Raw genomic sequence first — 18,225 nt, 5'->3', positions numbered from 1 at the left:
TACGTACGGCTTGCGACCCTGTCCGGTCGTGGGGATGCGCCCTACGATCGCGGGATGACGTCCCTGCCCTCCGCCACGGTGACCGTGGCCGCCGTCCAGGCCGACCCCGTACCGGGTGACGTGGCCGGTAACGCGTCGAGCGCCGCCCGGCTGGTGCGCCGGGCGGTCGACTCCGCCGCCCGGCTGGTGGTCCTGCCCGAGCTGTTCCTCTCGGCGTACCATCCACCGATCCTCGGCGCCGACCCGGCCGGCACCGACGTCGCGGCCGATGCGGAGGCCCTGGTCGCCGATCCCCGGCTCGACCCGGTGCGGGTGGTGGCCCGGGACACGCGCACCGTGGTGGTCATCGGCGCGGCGGTCCGGCACCCGGACCGGCGACGGACCATCTCCGCCCTGGTCGTCGACCGGACCGGGACGGTCCGCGTCGGCTACGACAAGCAGCAGCTCTGGAGCGAGGAGCGGAAGCTGTTCACCCCGGGCCGGCGCGGGGCGACGCTGGAGGTCGACGACTGGCGGTTCGGCCTCGGCATCTGCTACGACGGCTGCTTCCCGGAGCACGGTCGCGCCGCAGCGGACGACGGCGCACACGGCTACCTCTGCCCGAGCGGCTACGTGGTCGGGTCCGCGCATCGACGGGACGTCTACTACGCGGCCCGGGCGCTGGACAACACGATGTACGTCGTCTTCGCCAACTCCGTCGACGGTGTCGCCCCGTGGCGGTTCAACGGCGGGGCGGCGGTGTACGACCCGGAGGGGCGGTGCCTGGTGCGCGGGGCGGACACCGGGGAGGACGTGCTGGTCGCGACGCTCGACCCGGAGCAGTTGGCCCGGACCCGCGCCGACCACCCGATGCTCGCCGACCGGTTGCCCGACCAGGGGCCCGAGCGGATCCGGGTCACCGGCTGAGGCCACGGCCGGGCCGGCCCGGGACACTGCGGTCCTTGCGGCAGCCGTAAATCGGTTGCGGGTCGGACGGCCGGTGGCGAACATGGTCCGCGCAGAGCGCACTCCGGGCGTCGCCCGGGTCGAGGAGAGGGGGTCGGTCATGGCCGTCTTCGCAGGGTCCATCCACCTGCCTCCATCAGCCTCGACCAAGGGATCACCGACCCAGTGCGTGAGAACGACTTCCCGTCGGCGCGTGAGCGCCGACCGCGCGGCAAGCGCCGCTTCGACGACGACGAACCACAGTTCCTGAAGCAGGGCCGGCAGCCCCGGCCGACCCCCGTCGAGGACGACGGGGACCCCGACCATCCACTGGTCGGTGACCGCTGGTCGACCTGGGACCAGGCGACCCCCGGCCCCGAGCCGTACCCGGACTGGGTGGTCACCGAACTCGCCGCCCAGGACACCGAGCTGGGGGTGCTGAAGACCGGCAAGGAGGCGGACGTCCACCTCGTCCGGCGTGCGGTGCCCGACACCGACCGGTCCTGTCTGCTGGCGGTCAAACGCTACCGGGCCCCGGAGCACCGGCTGTTCCACCGGGACGCCGGCTACCTGGAGGGCCGCCGGGTGCGGCGCTCCCGGGAGACCCGGGCGATGGCCGGCCGTACCTCCTTCGGCCGGCAGATGATCGCCGGGCAGTGGGCGGCAGCCGAGTTCGCCGTACTCTCCCGGCTCTGGGAGATCGGGGTCGCCCTCGGTACGGTCGCGGTGCCGTACCCGGTGCAACTGATCGGCACCGAGCTGATGCTGGAGTTCATCGGCGACGCCGACGAGGGACAGGCCGCGCCCCGGCTCGCCCAGTTGCGGCCCGAGCCGGACGAGCTGCGCGGCCTCTGGGAACAGTTGGTGGACGTCCTGGTCGTGCTGGCCCGCACCGGTCACGCCCACGGCGACCTGTCGCCGTACAACCTCCTGGTGCACGACGGTCGGCTGGTCCTCATCGACCTGCCCCAGGCCGTCGACGTGGTGGCCAACCCGCAGGGCGCGGAGTTCCTCGCCCGGGACGTCCGGGTGGTGGCCACCTGGTTCGCCGCCCGGGGACTGCCGGCCGACCTGGTCGACCCGGCCGCGCTCACCGGGCAACTGCTGCGCGAGGCCGGACTTCGCTGACGGGCTGACCGGGCCGGACCCGTCTTGACTGGGCGGGTCCGGCCCGCGCCGCCGGCCGCGAGGGTCGTCCGCGCGCCGCGGCGGGCTCCACCACCACCTCGCCGGGGAGGCGGGAGCGGGGCCGGGTCACTGGAGGTAGCGTTCGACCTCCGGGACCGGTCGGACACCCTGGCTCTCCGGGTCGTTGTGGTTCTGCCGGGCCGCCCGGCGGCGACGGAGCAGATCCCAGCACTGGTCCAGCCCCTCCTCCAGTTCACGCAGCCGCGCGCGGGCGTCGTCATCGGTGCCGGCCTGCGCGGACTGCGCGTCAGCCCGGAGCCGGTGCTCCTCGTCGACCAGCTCGGCGATGCGGTTCAGGATGGTCTTGTCGTCCATGTGTCGAGCGTGGCACAGGCCGCCCGGCCCCGCCCGGCTTCCCGCGCGTCTTCGAGGGTTCGGTAGGTTGCTGGCCGATGACCGTCACCATCCGCCGGTTCCGGCCCGAGGACGCTTCCGCGGTGGCCGCGGTGCTCCGGGTCGCCGCGCCGTACTGGGTGTTCAGCGCGGAGGCGCTGCGCTGGCAGTCGACTCACGGGGCGCCGGCCGCCCGGCACCGGATGCTGCTCGCCGAGATCGACGGCGAGGTGGTCGGGGTCGCCCGGACCGGTCTGCTGCACGAGAGCGCCGAGCCGGGGCTCGGCTACGCCAACCTGAACGTGCTGCCGGAGCGACGGGGCGGGGGAGTGGGTTCCGCCCTGCTCGCCACCGCCGAGCAGCGGCTGCGGGCGATCGGCGCGCGGGTGGCGTACACGAAGGTGGCCGACGAGCCGGCGGCGGTGGGCTTCGCCGAGCGGCACGGCTACCAGCGCGGCCGGAGCACCAGCCACCTGCGGATGGATTTGACCACCGGGGTGCTGCCCCCGGTGCCGGCCCCGCCCGGGGTGCGGATCACCACCGCGGCCACGCTCGCCGCGGATCCGCGCCCGCTGTACGAGGCCGACCTGGACGCCTCCCGGGACGAGCCGGGGGACGTGGGCATGGACGTGACCGGCTTCGCCGACTGGCGGACCACCTACTGGGACCGTCCGGACCTGGACCGGACACTGACGACCGTCGCGGTCTGTGACGGGGTGGTGGCGGCGTTCACCTTTGTGCTGACTGATGGCTCAGATCGCTACCAGTCGGGGATGACCGGCGTCCGGCGGTCGTACCGGGGGCGGGGGCTGGCCGGCGTGGTCAAGCGCAGCGCGCTGCACCGGGCCGCCGAGGCGGGGTTCACGACCGCGCTGACCAGCAACGACGCGGGGAACGAGGCGATGCTGACGATCAACCGTCGGCTCGGGTACGTCCCCGTCGGCGCCGAGTGGCGGTACCGGCGGACGCTGTTCCGCTGACGACCTGCACGATCGTCCTTTCTGGACGCTGCAAATGTTGTCAACGAAAATTTCTCGCCCCCCGTCTGGTGAACCGGACATCGTGGTGGCATGCTCAGCGGGTTGTGTGACTCGCAATGACGGTCCCGCGACTCAGCGGTGATACCGGGAGGAGCCCAAAAGGTGGGAACGCCGCACCCCTTCCCGGCGCATGCCAGTCGTCCCGCGAGGGTCCCCCTGCGCCGGATGCTGCCCGCCCTGGTCCGTGATCCGGCCCGCGCGCTCATCGAGGCGGGCAACCGGACCGGAGGCCGGCTCGCCCGCATCAACCTGGGCTCGTTCCGCCCGTATCTCGTCACCCATCCCGACCACGTCCAGCACGTGCTCCGCGAGCGGGCGGAGAACTACGAGCGGGCCGGCGACGGGCTGTTCTGGCGGCCGGTCAAGCGGCTCTTCGGGGAGGGGATCCTCGGCGAGGGGCAGATCTGGTCGGCCAGCCGTCGCATGCTCCAGCCGATGTTCACCGCCAAACGGGTCGAGTCGATGATCGACGGGATGGCCGAGGCGATCTCCGCCGCCGTCGACGAGCTGGACAGCCCGTCCCGGGCCGGACGGCCGGTCGACATCGGCGAAGAGCAGGCCCGGATCGTCTGTCGGGCGATCATGAAGGTGCTCTTCGCCGACAAGATCTCGGTGCCCGACGCGATGCGGGTCGTCGACGCGCAGGACGCCATCGCCAGCGCGGTGATCCCCCGGATCGTGGTGCCCTTCGCGCCGCTGTCGCTGCCCATGCCCGGCGACCGGACCTTCCGCCGGGCGGTCCGGGTCGTCGACGAGGTGCTCGTACCCATCGTGCGGGAATCCCGGGCCACGGCGGAGGAGGGCGACGACGTCATCTCCACGCTGTGGCGGGCGCGCACCGACGACGGCCGACAGCTCGACGAGCGGCAGGTCCGCAACGACACGGTGGCGATGTTCGCGGCCACGACCGAGACCACCATCAACGTGCTGACCTGGCTCTGGCCGCACCTCGACGAGCACCCCGAGGTCGCCGACCGGCTCTACGAGGAGATCAACCGGGTGGTGGGCGACGAGCCGGTCCGCCGGGAGCACCTCGGCGAGCTGCGCTACACCCGGATGGTCCTCGACGAGTTGCTGCGCCTGTACCCGATCGGGTGGCTGATCCCCCGCCGCGCGGTCGCCGCCGACGTCATCGGCGGAGTGGAGATCGAGGCCGGTGCGACCGTGGTGGCCAGCCCGCTGATCACCCAACGGATGGCGGCGTTCTGGGACCGGCCCGACGAGTTCGACCCGGAGCGGTTCCGCCCCGAGCCGGTCCGGGCCCGGCACCGCTACGCCCACTTCCCCTTCGGCGGGGGCCCGCACCAGTGCCTCGGCATGTACCTCTTCTACTTGGAGGCGCAGCTCATCGTCGCCACGATGCTGAGCCGGTACCGCTTCCAACTCCGGCAGCCCGGGGTGCCCGGGCTGCGGCTGGCGGCCGCGTTGCGGCCCCGCCGCCGGGTGGAACTGACCCTCACCGGTGCGGCGCCCTCGGCCGTCGCCTGAGCGGAACGGACGGAATGGACCTCAACGCCCAAGCCTCGGACGCCGTCGAGCAGGGCCGGATCTGTGCCCTGGCCGCCCGGGGGCAGCGCGACCTGCAGAAATGCGCCGCCGGGCACCCGGAACTGTTCTCCGGTGCACCCTTCGACGGTGCCCTGTTCGGCAACATCGCGATGGCCATGGCGTTCAGCGCGCCGTGGTCGGATGTGGCGGAACTGCGGGTCACGAACCGCGCCGTGTTGTGGGGGTTCGCCCTCGACTGGCAGGTGGACTACCTGGCGAAGTCCCGGACGGAGATCGACCGTCTGATCGAGACCAGCCTCGCGGTGGTCGACGGTGCCACCCCGGCGCCGGACGACCCGTTCGCGCGGTTCTTCGCCGAACTCTGCGCCGATCTGGCCGCCGTGCCGGCCTACCCGCGCCTGCGCGACGTGTGGCGGGCGGCGGTCCACCGGACGCTGGCCGCGATGGCGGTCGAGTGGGAGTGGCGGGCGGCCCGGCGGGACCTCACCGGGACGCTGCCGACCTTCGGGGAGTATCTCGCCAACGCCGACAACCTGGCCTGCACGGTGGTCAACGTGGCGCATTGGATCCACACCGGCGACGAGGAGACCCACCGGGCGCTGCCTCGCCTGGTCGAGGCCAGCGACGAGGTACAGCGGGTGCTGCGGCTGGTCAACGACCTCGGCACGTACCAGCGGGACCTGGAGTGGGGCGACCTGAACGCGATCATGCTGGTGCCCGACCGGACCGAGGTCGAGCAGCGGGTCCACGTCCTCACCGGACGCTGCCAGGAGTTGCTGGCCGAACTGGCGGCCGACTGCCCCCGCCCGGCGACATACCTGGCCCGGCAGGTCGGCTTCAGCAGCGGCTTCTACCGTTCCACGGACTTCTGGGGGGCCCGGTGAGCGTGAGGAGTGCAGCGGAGCGGAGCCCCGCAGTCGCGAACAGTGGTGGTTCGGTGAGCGCGAGGAGTGCAGCGGAGCGGAGCCCCGCAGTCGCGAGCAGCGGGCGAGTCCGGTGAGTGTCCTCGCGGCCGCCCGGGACCTGGTCGGGGAGATGACGGCGACACCGACGGGGCAGTCGTCGGTGTCGGTGTACGAGACGGGCCGCCTGGTGAGCCTGTCGCCGTGGCTGACGCTGCACGCCGAGCGGATCCGCTACCTGCTCGACGCGGAACACCAGAGGGGCGGCTGGGGCGGCCCCGGCGGCTACGGGCTGGTGCCGACGCTCAGCGCCACCGAGGGACTGCTCGCCGCGCTGCGCCGGGGCGACCTGGCCGAGGTCCCGGCACTCCGTCGGGACGCGGTCGCCGCCGTCGACCGGGGACTGTCCGTCCTCGGTGAGCGGCTCGCCGTCGTTCCCGCGTCGGACCTGCCGGACATGCCGGCCATCGACCTGATCGTCCCGGCCCTGGTGGAGGCGCTCACCGTCCACCTGGACGCGATGCGCGACGACCCGGTGGCCGGGCTGGAGCGGTGGCGGGTCGCGCCCCGGCTGCCGTTGCCGCCGGGCATGGCGCCCACCCGGCTGGCCCGGGTCCGCGCGGCCCTGGCGTCGGGCCACCCGCTGCCCGACAAGCTGATGCACGCGCTGGAGGTCACCGGGCCGGCGGCGTGCCGGGCGGCCGGGGTCGTCCCGGTCGGACCGGGCACGGTGGGCGCGTCACCCGCGGCGACGGCCGCCTGGCTCGGCGTCCCCGACGCCACCACCTCGACCGCGCGGGCGTACCTGGAGGGGGTGGTCCGGCAGCACGGCGGGCCGGTGCCGTGCACCAGCCCGATCAGCGTCTTCGAACGGTCCTGGGTGCTCAGCACGCTGTCGAGGGCCGGGGTGCCGCTGACCGTGCCGCCGCTGGTGCTGGCCAGCCTGCTGGACACCCTGGGCCCGGCCGGCACCGCCACCGCCCCCGGTCTGCCCGTGGACGCCGACACCACCTCGGTGACGCTCTACGCGCTCGCCCGCGCCGGACACCCGGTCGACCCGTCGAGTCTCTGGTCCTTCGACACCGGGGAGCACTTCTGCACCTGGCCGAAGGAGGACGGTGCCTCCATCACCACGAACGCGCACGTGCTGGACGCCTTCGGCTGGCACTGGCGGCACACCGGCGAGCGGTCCCGGCAACTCGCCTCCGTGGTGCGTCGGCTGACCACCTGGCTGGCCGACCGGCAGGCACCGGAGGGCTCGTGGAGTTCCGACCGCTGGCATGCCTCGCCGTACTACGCCACGGGCTGCGCGGTGCTCGCCCTGCACGGGTACGGCGTCGGCGCGGCGGTGGAGCCGGTCGTGCGGCGGGCGGTGCACTGGGTGCTGGCCGGGCAGCACCCGGACGGATCCTGGGGCCGCTGGGGCGGCACCGCCGAGGAGACCGCGTACGCGCTCCAGGTGCTGCTTGCCGCCGGGTCGACCTCGTCCGACCAGTGTGCCGAGGCGGTCGCCCGGGGTTGGCGGTGGTTGACCACAATGGCCGTTTCCGACGGTGAACCGGCGCTCTGGCACGACAAGGACCTGTATCGTCCGTCACTGATCGTCCGCGCGGCGGTGCTCGGGGTTACCTGGTGGGGGCGCAGGTGGGTCGGTCCGGAACCGGTCGAGGCGGCCACCTCTCCCCGTAGCGCCATGATCAGGATCGCTTGAGTGAACCTCCCGACGCTGCTAGCGTGCGCCGGGGTCGATCGGTACGTCGACCGCCCACGCTCGGGCACGTCAATCGAATCCCCGGCCAGGACGGTGTAATGGGTTCCCGCAGTACGAATCTCCGTACGAAAGTCGTCGCACTGCTCGCGTCGCTCGTCGCGCTCTGGGCCTTCGCGGCGTGGGTGACCGTCGGGGACGGCTTCAACCTGCTCGGGGTCCAGACCCTCAACGCCCGGGTCTTCGCGCCCAGCGAACCGCTGTTGCTGCAGTTGCAGAAGGAGCGTCGACTCTCTCTGGCCTACCTGGGACGGCCGGAGGCCGGGCAGCTGGAGGCGCTGCGGGGCGAGCGGGAACGCACCGACGAACTGGCCCGCGCGTTCGAGGAGTCCGCGGTCAACTGGCGGACCGAGATCCCGGCGAGCACCGAGGTCGAGCGGGCGATCGACGACGTGCTCACCGGTCTGGAGGGACTCTCCCGGACCCGCACGGAGATCGACGACAAGAGCATCGACCGGACGACGGCGCTGACCTCCTACGTGGAGGTGGTCGACGCGATGTTCCGCCTCTACGACGAGCTGGGTGGTCTCGACGACCGGCAGGTCGCCCACGACACGGCCGCCCTGATCGAGCTCAACCGGGCCCGGGAACTGCTGTCCCAGGAGGACGCGCTGCTGCACGGCGCCCTCGCCGCCGGCCGGATCACCGCGACCGAGCAGGCGCAGTTCGCGCAGCTCGTCGGCGCCCAGCGCTACATCGCCGCCAGCACCATCAGCGCGCTGCCCGTGGCGGACCGCAACCGCTACCAGCAGATGTCCCAGGGGGAGGCCTACCAGCGCCTGCACACCCTGGAGGACCAGGTCATCCAGGCCCGCAACGCCGAGTCCCGCCCGCCGGTCGAACTGGACGCCTGGCGGAGCGCGGTCGACCCGACGTTGCAGCAGCTCAACGACGTCGTGGGCGCCGGCGGTGACGACGTGGTGGATCGGGCCACGCCGGTCGCCGTCGGAGTCATCACCCGACTGGTGCTGGTCACCGGTCTGGGCCTGCTCGCCGTCGTCGCCTCGATCATCGTCTCGATCACCACCGCCCGGGCGCTGCTGCGGCAGCTGGAGCGCCTGCGGGAGGCCGCGTTCCAGCTCGCCCGGGAGCAACTGCCGAACGTGGTCGAGCGGCTCGGCCGGGGCGAGGAGGTCGACGTGGCCGCCGAGGCGCCCCCGCTCGAGTTCGGTGACGACGAGATCGGGCAGGTGGGCGAGGCCTTCAACGTCGTGCAGGAGACCGCGATCCGCACCGCCGTCGAGCAGGCCGACCTGCGGCGCAACGTCCGTGACGTCTTCCTCAGCCTGGCCCGGCGGACCCAGGCCCTGGTGCACCGGCAGCTCACCCTGCTCGACGCGATGGAACGGCGGGAGAACGACGCCGAGGAGCTGGAGGACCTGTTCCGGGTCGACCACCTGGCCACCCGGATGCGGCGCAACGCGGAGAACCTGATCGTCCTCTCCGGCTCCACCCCGGGCCGGGCGTGGCGGCGCAACGTCCCGATGGTCGACGTGGTCCGGGGCGCGGTGGCCGAGGTGGAGGACTACACCCGGGTCAACGTGCTGCCGCTCGGGCCGGTCTCGCTGGCCGGTCGCGCGGTGGGCGACATCATCCACCTGCTCGCCGAGCTGATCGAGAACGGGCTCTCGTTCTCGCCGCCGCACACCACGGTGGAGGTGCGGGGGCAGCTGGTGGCCAACGGGTTCGCCCTCGAGATCGAGGACCGCGGCCTGGGCATGAGCGAGGAGGACCTCACCGCCGCCAACGAGCGCATCGTCGACCGGTCGGAGCTGAACCTCGCCAACGCCACCCGGCTCGGCCTATACGTGGTCAGCCGGCTGACCGAGCGGCACGGGATCCGGGTGCACCTGAAGGAGTCCCCGTACGGTGGCACCACCGCGGTCGTGCTGATCCCGCTGGATCTGGTCACCGCCGGCGAGGAGGAGCCGGGTGGGCCGGGTGCCCCCCGTGCCGGTGGGGTGGAGCCGCCGGCCGTGACCGGCACCGAGCAGCCCGGTCCGCGTCCGGCCGTGGCGCTGGCGAAGCCGGAGGCGCCGCGCCGGGAGCCCGGGAGCACCGACGGCGACGAGCCGCACCAGCTTCCCACCCGGGTACGGACGACGCTGGAGCGCCCCCGGGCACCGCAGGACACGCCGGCCGAGGACGGAGCCGGCCTGCCGACCCGGGCCCGGCGCTGGTCGGAGCAGTCGGCCCTGGACGGTCCCACCTTCCCGACCGGCCTGCCGGTGGCCACCCCGCGCACCGAGCCCGAGCGCAAGGTGGAGCACGGCGGCCCGGCCCCGTGCCCGGCCGAGGAACCGCCCCGCACGGAGTCCGGCCTGCCGATGCGCGTCCGCCAGGCGAACCTCGCGCCCGAACTGCGGGACGAGACGTCCGCCGTGGACACCCCGGACGACGACGAGGCGGTCCGCCCGCCCGAGCAGGTCCGACGGATGATGAGTTCGTACCAGACCGGCACCCAGCGGGGCCGCACCGACGCGGCCCGGCTGCTGGGCGGCCCGGCCCGTGGTCCGGAACAGACGGAGACGCCGGACGACCAGGATCGGCAAGCGACGTGAGCGGGGCACGGTGGCGGGTGATCCCGTCCACCGTCCCTGGAGTGAGCCCAGACGAGCACGGCGACCAGCCGGGTTGAGAAGAGGACGACGAGTGGCGCAGAAGACGGCTTCGAGTGCCGACCTGACGTGGTTGTTGGATGATCTCATCGGCCGGGTGAAGCAGGCCGAACACGCAATCGCTCTCTCCACGGACGGCCTCATGATGGCCTCGTCCCGGGGTCTGAGCCGGGACGACGGCGAGCACCTGGCGGCGATGGCGGCCGGCATCCAGAGCCTGGCCCGGGGGGCGGGCAAGCGGTTCGGTGGCGGGCAGGTGCAGCAGACCATCATCGAGATGCAGTCGTCGTTCCTGTTCGTCACGGCGGCCGGGCGCAACGCCTGTCTCGCCGTGCTCGCTTCGGAGGACGCCGACGTGGGGCTGATCGCGTACGAGATGGCGATGCTGGTGACCCGGGTCGGCAAGTACGTGGCCTCGCCGTCCCGGTCGCCGGAGCAGTCGGCCGTCGCCGAGAAGTAGCCCGTGATGACCGTTACCGGGGGGCCGATGGAAGAGCAGTGGGTGGACGACCACGCGGGACCGGTGGTGCGGCCGTACGCGGTGACCCGTGGACGGGCCCGGCCGGTCACCGGCACGTTCGACCTGATCTCCCTCGTGACGGCGATCCAGTCGGATGTCACGCCGGAGGCGGGTCTCGGGCCGGAGCACCTCGCCATCGTCGGGCTCTGTCAACGGATGCAGTCCGTCGCGGAGATAGCGGCGCATCTCGACCTGCCGGTGGGCACCATCCGGGTGCTCCTGGGTGACCTGGTGGCCCGCGAGCTGGTGCAGGTCCGTGAGCCGCGGGCCACCGGCGGCCTTCCCGACGACAGTATTTTCGAGGCGGTTATCAATGGACTACGGGCACTCTGAGCAGCCGGCGGGAACGGTGCCCACCGCGATCAAGATCTTGATCGCGGGTGGTTTCGGCGTTGGCAAGACGACCATGGTCGGCGCGGTGAGCGAGACCCGCCCGCTGCGGACGGAGGAGGTGATCACCGAGTCGAGCTGTGGGGTCGACGACCTGTCCGGGGTGGAGGACAAGGTGACCACCACCGTGGCGATGGACTTCGGCCGGATCACCATCAGCGACGACCTGGTGCTCTACCTCTTCGGCACACCGGGCCAGGACCGGTTCTGGTTTGTCTGGGACGAACTGGCGCTCGGGGCGATCGGTGCGGTGGTCCTCGCCGACACCCGCCGCCTGGCCGACTGCTTCCCCTCGATCGACTACTTCGAGGGGCGGGGCACCCCGTTCGTGGTGGCGGTGAACTGCTTCGAGGGCGCCCGGCGGTACCGGCTCGACGAGATGCAGGCGGCGCTCAACCTGGACCCGGACGTGCCGGTGCTGCTCTGCGACGCCCGGCAGCGCCAGTCCAGCAAGGAGGTGCTCATCACCCTGCTGGAGCACGCCATGAAGACGCGGGCCGCGCGCAGCGCCGCAGGGTGACCGCAGGACCGGGAACGGCGGCGCCACGACGGAGGGCGGATCCGGGGTTCATCCGGCGGGCACGGTCGTCAACCGGTAGCACTCGATGGTCCTGCGCACGTCGCGCCGTACCGTGACCTCGTCGGGGCCGTGGAAGCCAGTTCGTCGCCGGGGGTGTGGAACAGCTCCAGGTGGAACGGACCGTCCACCAGTTCGAGCGTGTCCAGGCACCGGGCGGCGAAGTCGGTCACCCGGTCGCGGAGCGGGCCGGGGTCGAGCAGCACCGAGCCCAGCGGCGTGCCGTTGGCGAAGGCGAAGCAGGTGTTCACGTACGCCGAGGCGCTCTCTGTGAAGGTGCTTTCGGGCGGGTTTTCGCATTCACGTCGGCGAATCGCAGCCCGGGGGTGGATGTCGCCGGACGGTGTCGCGGTCGGGTGTTGTCGCGGTCGGGCGGGGAAGGGGTGCCCGTGCCTGCCGGGAGTGCCGCCCTCTGCGGGATCCGGGTGGCCGGTGGGTCCGATCCTCGTCGTCTTCGACGAGGGCAGCGAGGCGAGTGCGGTGCCGCCGGGGTGGCCGGACATCGGCGGCTATTTATTGACATCAGGCGATGTGCGTTCCTAGCATGAGCGGGGAAAGCGCTTTCCAGATCGTAGGTCCCCACCTGCCGGATCGCCAGGCCCGCAACCGATCGTTCCGTCCCGGACCGCCCGGCGGCGCGTCCCCGCCGTCCCCGCGCGTCCAGCCCGCCTGGTCGTCCGCCCTACGAAAGGCGGAACCCCGTGACCACCACCAACCCACCGCCCCGCCCGGCCCGATGGCGGCAGCACGCCGCCGCCGGGCTGATCACCGCGCTGACCCTGTCCGCCACCGCCCTGCCGCAGCCGGCCACGGCAGCCCCCGACCCGGCCGGCACCCCGGTCGCGCTGGCCGCCGCCCCGCCCGACGGGTTCGCCACCGTCAACGCCCTCGGCCAGAACGGCACCACCGGTGGTGCCGGCGGGCCGGTCGTCACCGTCACCACCGCCGCCCAGTTCCTGGACTACATCTCCCGCCCCGGGCCGTACGTCGTCCAGGTCTCCGGGACGATCAACCTGCCCACCGGCGCCAACGACGGGATGCACGACGTCGCCTCCGACAAGACCATCGTCGGGCTCGGCGCGAACGCCACCCTCTCCGGCGGCGGGTTGAACATCGGCCTCCCGGTGGACGACGACGTCACCTCGCCTCCGGCGAACGCCGTACACAACATCATTATCCGGAACGTTCACCTCACCGGAGCGACCGACGACCTGATCAACGTCCAGATGTTCTCGCACCACATCTGGATCGACCACAACGAGTTCTCCAACGGCGACGACGGCGCGGTCGACATCAAACGCGGCTCCGACTTCGTCACGGTCTCCTGGAACCACTTCCACGACCACGACAAGACGCTGCTGCTCGGCCACGACGACGACAACGCGGCACAGGACGTCGGACGGCTGCGGGTCACCTACCACCACAACCACTTCGACGCCTCGGACCAGCGGAACCCCCGGGTGCGCTTCTCCGCGCTGGCCCACGTCTACAACAACTACTACTACGACAACAGCTACGGCGTCGCCTCCACCAACGACTCCGCCGTACTGATGGAGAACAACTACTTCTACAGCGTGAACAACCCGGGCCGGGTCGACTTCAGCGGGCCCCTCGGCCGGATCGTCCAGCGCGGCAACATCCTGGTCGCCTGCAACCACGCCATCGAGACCCGGGGCACCGTGCCCGACCCGCGTACGTACTACCCGTACACCCTGGACCCGGCGGCCGACGTGCCGACGATCGTCCCGGCCGGCGCCGGGGTCGGCCGGATCTCACCGACCGCCGACGCGGCCTCCGCCGCAGGGCCGGGGATCACCGCCCAGCCGGACGGCTTCGCCAGCGTCAACGCCCTCGGCCAGAACGGCACCACCGGCGGACTCGGCGGTCCGGTGGTCACCGCGACCAACGCGAACGACTTCCTCGACTACATCGACACCGTCGGGCCGATGATCATCCAGGTCACCGGCCGGATCCAGATCAGCAGCAAACAGGGGGTCCGCCCCAACAAGACCATCATCGGCGTCGGGAACGCCGAGATCACCGGGGGTGGTCTGGACTTCTACCGGTCGTACAACGTGATCGTCCGGAACATCAACTTCACCGATGCCGAGGACGACGCGATAAACGTCGGGCAGAACTCGCACCACATCTGGATCGACCACAACCGGTTCGCCGGAGCGGTGGACGGCTCGGTCGACGTGGTCCGGGGCGCGGACTACGTGACCGTCTCCTGGAACCACTTCGACCACTCCGACAAGAGCATGCTGATCGGTCACTCCGACGGGTCCGGGTCGACCGACATCGGGCACCTGAAGGTCAGCATCCACCACAACTTCTTCGACAACAGCCGGCAGCGGCACCCGCGGATCCGGTTCGCCGAGCCGGTGCACGTCTACAACAACTACTTCCTCGGCAACGAGCTGTACGGGGTCGCCTCCACCGAGAACGCCGGCGTCGTCGTGGAGGGCAACTACTTCCGCGACGTGCCCCACCCGATGTACTCGGCCAGCGGATACGCCGACAGCGGTCCGGGCCGGGCGGTGCAGCGCAACAACGTCTTCGTCAACTCCGGCACCCCGGAGACCGCCGGCACGGTGACCGAGCCGCGGACGTACTACCCGTACACCCTCGATCCGGCGGCGAACGTGCCCGCCCTGGTGACCGCGGGGGCCGGCGTGGGCCGGATCTGATCCGCCGGCACCGCCTCCCCCGGACACTGCCCGGACACTGCAGGGGTCCCCTGTTCATCAGAAACGATGAACAGGGGACCCCTGCTACCACGGAACGGTGCGAGCTAGCTGGCGATCATCCGCCGCAGCACGTACTGGAGGATGCCGCCGTGGCGGTAGTAGTCCGCCTCGCCCGGGGTGTCGATCCGGACCACCGCGTCGAACTCCACGCCGGTGTCGGTGGTGACCTTCACGGTGCGCGGGGTGTCGCCGTCGTTCAGCGCGGTCACCCCGGCGACCGAGAAGGTCTCGGTGCCGGTGAGGCCCAGGCTGTCGGCGGTCTCGCCGGCCGGGAACTGCAACGGCAGCACGCCCATGCCGATCAGGTTCGAGCGGTGGATCCGCTCGTACGACTCGGCGATGACCGCCCGGACGCCGAGCAGCATGGTGCCCTTGGCCGCCCAGTCCCGGGACGACCCGGAACCGTACTCCTTGCCGGCGAGGACCACCAGCGGAACGCCCGCCTCCTGGTACGCCACCGACGCGTCGTAGATCGAGGACTGCTCGCCGGTCAGGTGGTTGACCGTGACGCCACCCTCGACACCCGGGACGAGCTGGTTGCGCAACCGGATGTTGGCGAAGGTGCCCCGGATCATCACCTCGTGGTTGCCCCGGCGCGAGCCGTACGAGTTGAACTCGTGGCGCGGCACGCCGTGCTCGGCGAGGTACGTGCCGGCGGGGGAGTCGGCCTTGATCGAGCCGGCCGGGGAGATGTGGTCGGTGGTGACCGAGTCGCCCAGCTTGGCCAGCACCCGCGCGCCGTCGATGTCGACGACCGGCTTCGGGTCCTTCTCCATGCCCTCGAAGTACGGGGGCTTACGGACGTAGGTCGACTCGTCCGCCCAGGCGAAGGTGTCACCGGTCGGGGTGGGCAGCGACTGCCACCGCTCGTCACCGGCGAAGACGTCCGCGTACGCCGCGCTGAAACCGGTCGCGCCGATCGCCGAGGCGATGACGTCCTGGATCTCGGCGGTGTTCGGCCAGATCTCCCGCAGGTAGACCGGGTTGCCCTGGCTGTCCTCGCCGATCGGCTCGTTGGCCAGGTCGATGTCCATCGTGCCGGCGAGGGCGTAGGCGACCACCAGCGGCGGGGACGCCAGGTAGTTCATCTTGACGTCCGGGTTGATCCGGCCCTCGAAGTTCCGGTTGCCGGAGAGCACCGAGACGACCGCGAGGTCGGCCTCGTTGACGGCGGCGGAGATCTCCTCCGGCAGCGGGCCGGAGTTGCCGATGCAGGTGGTGCAGCCGTAGCCGACCAGGTGGAAGCCGAGCTTCTCCAGGTAGGGCGTGAGGCCGGCCCGCTCGTAGTAGTCCATGACGACCTTGGAGCCGGGGGCCAGGGTGGTCTTCACCCAGGGCTTGCGGGCGAGCCCCTTCTCCACCGCGTTGCGGGCCAGCAGCGCCGCGCCGATCATGACCTGCGGGTTGGAGGTGTTGGTGCAGGAGGTGATCGCGGCGATCACCACCGCGCCGTGGTCCAGCTCGAACTCGGTGCCGTCGGCCCCGGTCACCCGGGTCGGGTTGCTGGCCCGACCGCCCGAGCCGACCGCGCCGTTGACCAGCTCACGCGGGGCGTCGGCCGGGTCGTTCGCCCCGTCGACGGCCGGCGAGTCGCTGGCCGGGAAGGACTCGGCGCTCGCCTCGTCGGCGCGGCCCTGCACGCCGAACGGCTTCTCCTGCTGCGGGACGCCGGGCTTCCGGTCGTCGCCGCCGGTCTCGTCGGCGGCCACGTAGTCGGTCAGCGCCGAGCGGAACAGCGTCTTGGCGTTGCCCAGCGGCACCCGGTCCTGCGGGCGCTTCGGCCCGGCCAGGGACGGCTCGATGGTGCCCAGGTCCAGCTCCAGGCGCTCCGAGTACTCCGGCTCGGCCGCCGGGTCGTGCCAGAGGCCCTGCTCCTTGGCGTACGCCTCGACCAGCGCGACCTGCTGCGGGTCGCGGCCGGTCAGCTCCAGGTAGCGGACGGTCTCGTCGTCGATCGGGAAGATCGCCACGGTGGAGCCGTACTCCGGGGACATGTTGCCGATGGTGGCCCGGTTGGCCAGCGGCACCGCGCTCACGCCGGGACCGTAGAACTCGACGAACTTGCCGACCACGCCGTGCTTGCGCAGCATCTCGGTGATGGTCAGCACCAGGTCGGTGGCGGTGGTGCCGGCCGGCATCTCGCCGGAGAGCTTGAAGCCGACCACGCGCGGGATGAGCATGCTGACCGGCTGGCCCAGCATCGCGGCCTCGGCCTCGATGCCGCCGACGCCCCAGCCCAGCACACCCAGGCCGTTGACCATGGTGGTGTGCGAGTCGGTGCCGACGACGGTGTCCGGGTACGCCTGGCCGCCCCGCTCCATGATCGTACGGGCCAGGTACTCGATGTTGACCTGGTGCACGATGCCGGTGCCCGGCGGGACGACCTTGAACTCGTTGAACGCGGTCTGGCCCCAGCGCAGGAACTGGTAGCGCTCCTTGTTGCGCTCGTACTCCAGCTCGACGTTGCGGGTGAAGGCGTCCTCGCGGCCGAACAGGTCGGCGATGACCGAGTGGTCGATGACCAGCTCGGCCGGGGCGAGCGGGTTCACCTTGGTCGGGTCGCCGCCCAGATCGCGGACGGCCTCACGCATGGTGGCCAGGTCGACCACGCAGGGCACGCCGGTGAAGTCCTGCATCAGCACCCGGGCCGGGGTGAACTGGATCTCCACGCTCGGGTCGGCGGCGGCGTCCCACGCGCCGAGCTGGCGGATGTGGTCGGCGGTGATGTTCGCGCCGTCCTCGGTCCGCAGCAGGTTCTCCAGCAGGATCTTCAGGCTGTAGGGCAGTCGTTCGTGGCCCTCCACCTTGCTGATCTTGAAAATCTCGTAGCTCGCGTCTCCGACGCGTAGCTGGGTCTTCGCACCGAAGGTGTCGAGGCTCGCCACGTCGTACTCCTTCACACCAGCGACCGTGAGTAGTCCTGAGCAGTCTGTCGCACCGGTCGGGGTGCCGCCCCGGTTAGGCGACACTAACCAGCGATTCCGCAGTCCTACAAAACCGTACGTCCGTCTTGCTATTCGTGCAACCGGGTGTCAGGCTCTGGGACGAGGAGGTGGCACCCATGATCCACCACGTACAGCTCGCCTGCCCGCGCGGGTCCGAGGACGCCTCCCGGGCGTTCTACGTCGGGTTGCTCGGCCTCACCGAGAAACCCAAACCGCCGGCCCTCGCGGCTCGTGGGGGTTGCTGGTTCACCGGGTACGGCGCCGAGCTTCACCTGGGCGTCGAGGCCGACTTCCGGCCGGCCCGCAAGGCGCACCCGGCGCTGCTCCGGCCCGATCTGGACGCGCTCGCCGTCCGGCTCACCGGCGCCGGTCATCCGGTGACCTGGGGCGACGACGAACTGCCGGGGATGCGGCGGTTCCACACCGAGGACGTGCACGGCAACCGGCTGGAGTTCCTGGCCCCGCTCGGCTGACCGGAGTCCGCCGCCCACCACGACGGCGGGACGTCCGAGCGGGCCGCCCGCCCGAACCCGACGACCGGCCGTGCCCAGCCCGGCCGAACGGCTCCGACCCGACGACCGGCCGTGCCAGCCCCGGCCGAACGGCTCCGACACGCGGACGGGCCGGTCCCCTGGTGGGGGCCGGCCCGTTCGGTGTGGGTGTGTGTCAGGCGGAGTAGCCGCGGGTGGCGGTCCAGTCGGCGAGGGCTTCGGTGGTGATCCAGTAGCTGGCCTGGTTGGGGTTGGCGGAGTCGGCGATCT

Annotated in this window: 15 protein-coding genes and 1 pseudogene; 12 read left to right on the top strand and 4 right to left on the bottom strand. The window is 71.7% G+C overall.

Annotated features, from left to right (window positions below; all coding sequences use genetic code 11):
* The first annotated feature begins 54 nt into the window (after positions 1 to 54).
* Entirely contained in the window at positions 55 to 906 is an 852-nt protein-coding gene (locus ACIBJE_RS16035; protein ID WP_396748738.1) for a carbon-nitrogen hydrolase family protein, read from the top strand.
* A gap of 204 nt (positions 907 to 1,110) precedes the next feature.
* On the top strand, positions 1,111 to 2,052 hold the full coding sequence (locus ACIBJE_RS16030) for a serine protein kinase RIO (RefSeq protein ID WP_396748736.1): 942 nt from the start codon (positions 1,111 to 1,113) through the stop codon (positions 2,050 to 2,052).
* Between the two features lie 126 nt (positions 2,053 to 2,178).
* Here ACIBJE_RS16030 and ACIBJE_RS16025 read toward each other — a convergent pair whose 3' ends face one another.
* On the bottom strand, positions 2,179 to 2,427 hold the full coding sequence (locus ACIBJE_RS16025) for a DUF2630 family protein (protein ID WP_088983074.1): 249 nt from the start codon (positions 2,425 to 2,427) through the stop codon (positions 2,179 to 2,181).
* Between the two features lie 77 nt (positions 2,428 to 2,504).
* On the opposite strand from ACIBJE_RS16025, the gene ACIBJE_RS16020 reads away from it, so the two are divergent.
* From ACIBJE_RS16020 to ACIBJE_RS15985, 8 genes are all read left to right on the top strand, one after another.
* Entirely contained in the window at positions 2,505 to 3,425 is a 921-nt protein-coding gene (locus tag ACIBJE_RS16020; RefSeq protein WP_396748733.1) for a GNAT family N-acetyltransferase, read from the top strand.
* 225 nt (positions 3,426 to 3,650) lie between these two features.
* Positions 3,651 to 4,973, top strand: a complete 1,323-nt coding sequence (locus tag ACIBJE_RS16015; RefSeq protein ID WP_396749244.1) for a cytochrome P450 — start codon at positions 3,651 to 3,653, stop codon at positions 4,971 to 4,973.
* Positions 4,974 to 4,987: 14 nt separating this feature from the next.
* Complete coding sequence (locus tag ACIBJE_RS16010; RefSeq protein WP_396748731.1) at positions 4,988 to 5,878, top strand: terpene synthase family protein; 891 nt, start codon at positions 4,988 to 4,990, stop codon at positions 5,876 to 5,878.
* 112 nt (positions 5,879 to 5,990) lie between these two features.
* Positions 5,991 to 7,607 (top strand): prenyltransferase/squalene oxidase repeat-containing protein, encoded by a 1,617-nt coding sequence (locus ACIBJE_RS16005; RefSeq protein WP_396748728.1) that lies wholly within the window; start codon positions 5,991 to 5,993, stop codon positions 7,605 to 7,607.
* Between the two features lie 98 nt (positions 7,608 to 7,705).
* Positions 7,706 to 10,225, top strand: coding sequence for a nitrate- and nitrite sensing domain-containing protein (locus ACIBJE_RS16000; protein WP_396748726.1), 2,520 nt, complete (start codon positions 7,706 to 7,708; stop codon positions 10,223 to 10,225).
* A 91-nt stretch (positions 10,226 to 10,316) separates the two neighbouring features.
* Positions 10,317 to 10,742 carry a roadblock/LC7 domain-containing protein gene (locus ACIBJE_RS15995; protein ID WP_396748724.1) on the top strand — a complete coding sequence of 142 codons (426 nt, stop codon included), beginning with the start codon at positions 10,317 to 10,319 and terminating at the stop codon, positions 10,740 to 10,742.
* Between the two features lie 6 nt (positions 10,743 to 10,748).
* A complete protein-coding gene (locus ACIBJE_RS15990; RefSeq protein WP_088983081.1) occupies positions 10,749 to 11,135 on the top strand; it encodes a DUF742 domain-containing protein in 387 nt (128 codons plus the stop codon).
* A complete protein-coding gene (locus ACIBJE_RS15985) occupies positions 11,116 to 11,712 on the top strand; it encodes a GTP-binding protein (RefSeq protein ID WP_396748721.1) in 597 nt (198 codons plus the stop codon). The genes ACIBJE_RS15990 and ACIBJE_RS15985 overlap by 20 nt, the downstream gene beginning before the upstream one ends.
* Positions 11,713 to 11,780: 68 nt before the next feature.
* Here the strand turns inward: ACIBJE_RS15985 and ACIBJE_RS15980 are convergent, their stop codons facing one another.
* Positions 11,781 to 12,020, bottom strand: coding sequence for a hypothetical protein (locus tag ACIBJE_RS15980; protein WP_396748719.1), 240 nt, complete (start codon positions 12,018 to 12,020; stop codon positions 11,781 to 11,783).
* Positions 12,021 to 12,470: 450 nt separating this feature from the next.
* On the opposite strand from ACIBJE_RS15980, the gene ACIBJE_RS15975 reads away from it, so the two are divergent.
* Entirely contained in the window at positions 12,471 to 14,459 is a 1,989-nt protein-coding gene (locus ACIBJE_RS15975) for a polysaccharide lyase family 1 protein (RefSeq protein ID WP_396748716.1), read from the top strand.
* A 104-nt stretch (positions 14,460 to 14,563) separates the two neighbouring features.
* On the opposite strand, the gene ACIBJE_RS15970 is transcribed toward ACIBJE_RS15975, so the two are convergent.
* Positions 14,564 to 17,419: an aconitate hydratase gene (locus tag ACIBJE_RS15970; RefSeq protein WP_396748714.1), complete on the bottom strand. Its 2,856-nt coding sequence runs from the start codon at positions 17,417 to 17,419 to the stop codon at positions 14,564 to 14,566.
* 161 nt (positions 17,420 to 17,580) lie between these two features.
* On the opposite strand from ACIBJE_RS15970, the gene ACIBJE_RS15965 reads away from it, so the two are divergent.
* Positions 17,581 to 17,937: a glyoxalase gene (locus ACIBJE_RS15965; protein ID WP_396748712.1), complete on the top strand. Its 357-nt coding sequence runs from the start codon at positions 17,581 to 17,583 to the stop codon at positions 17,935 to 17,937.
* 193 nt (positions 17,938 to 18,130) lie between these two features.
* On the opposite strand, the pseudogene ACIBJE_RS15960 reads toward ACIBJE_RS15965, so the two are convergent.
* A pseudogene (locus tag ACIBJE_RS15960) lies at positions 18,131 to 18,225 on the bottom strand (phytochelatin synthase); the annotation flags it as partial.

It is taken from the genome of Micromonospora sp. NPDC050187, assembly GCF_044459745.1.
Lineage (GTDB): Bacteria > Actinomycetota > Actinomycetes > Mycobacteriales > Micromonosporaceae > Micromonospora.
This window is presented reverse-complemented; position numbering and strand designations above follow the sequence as displayed.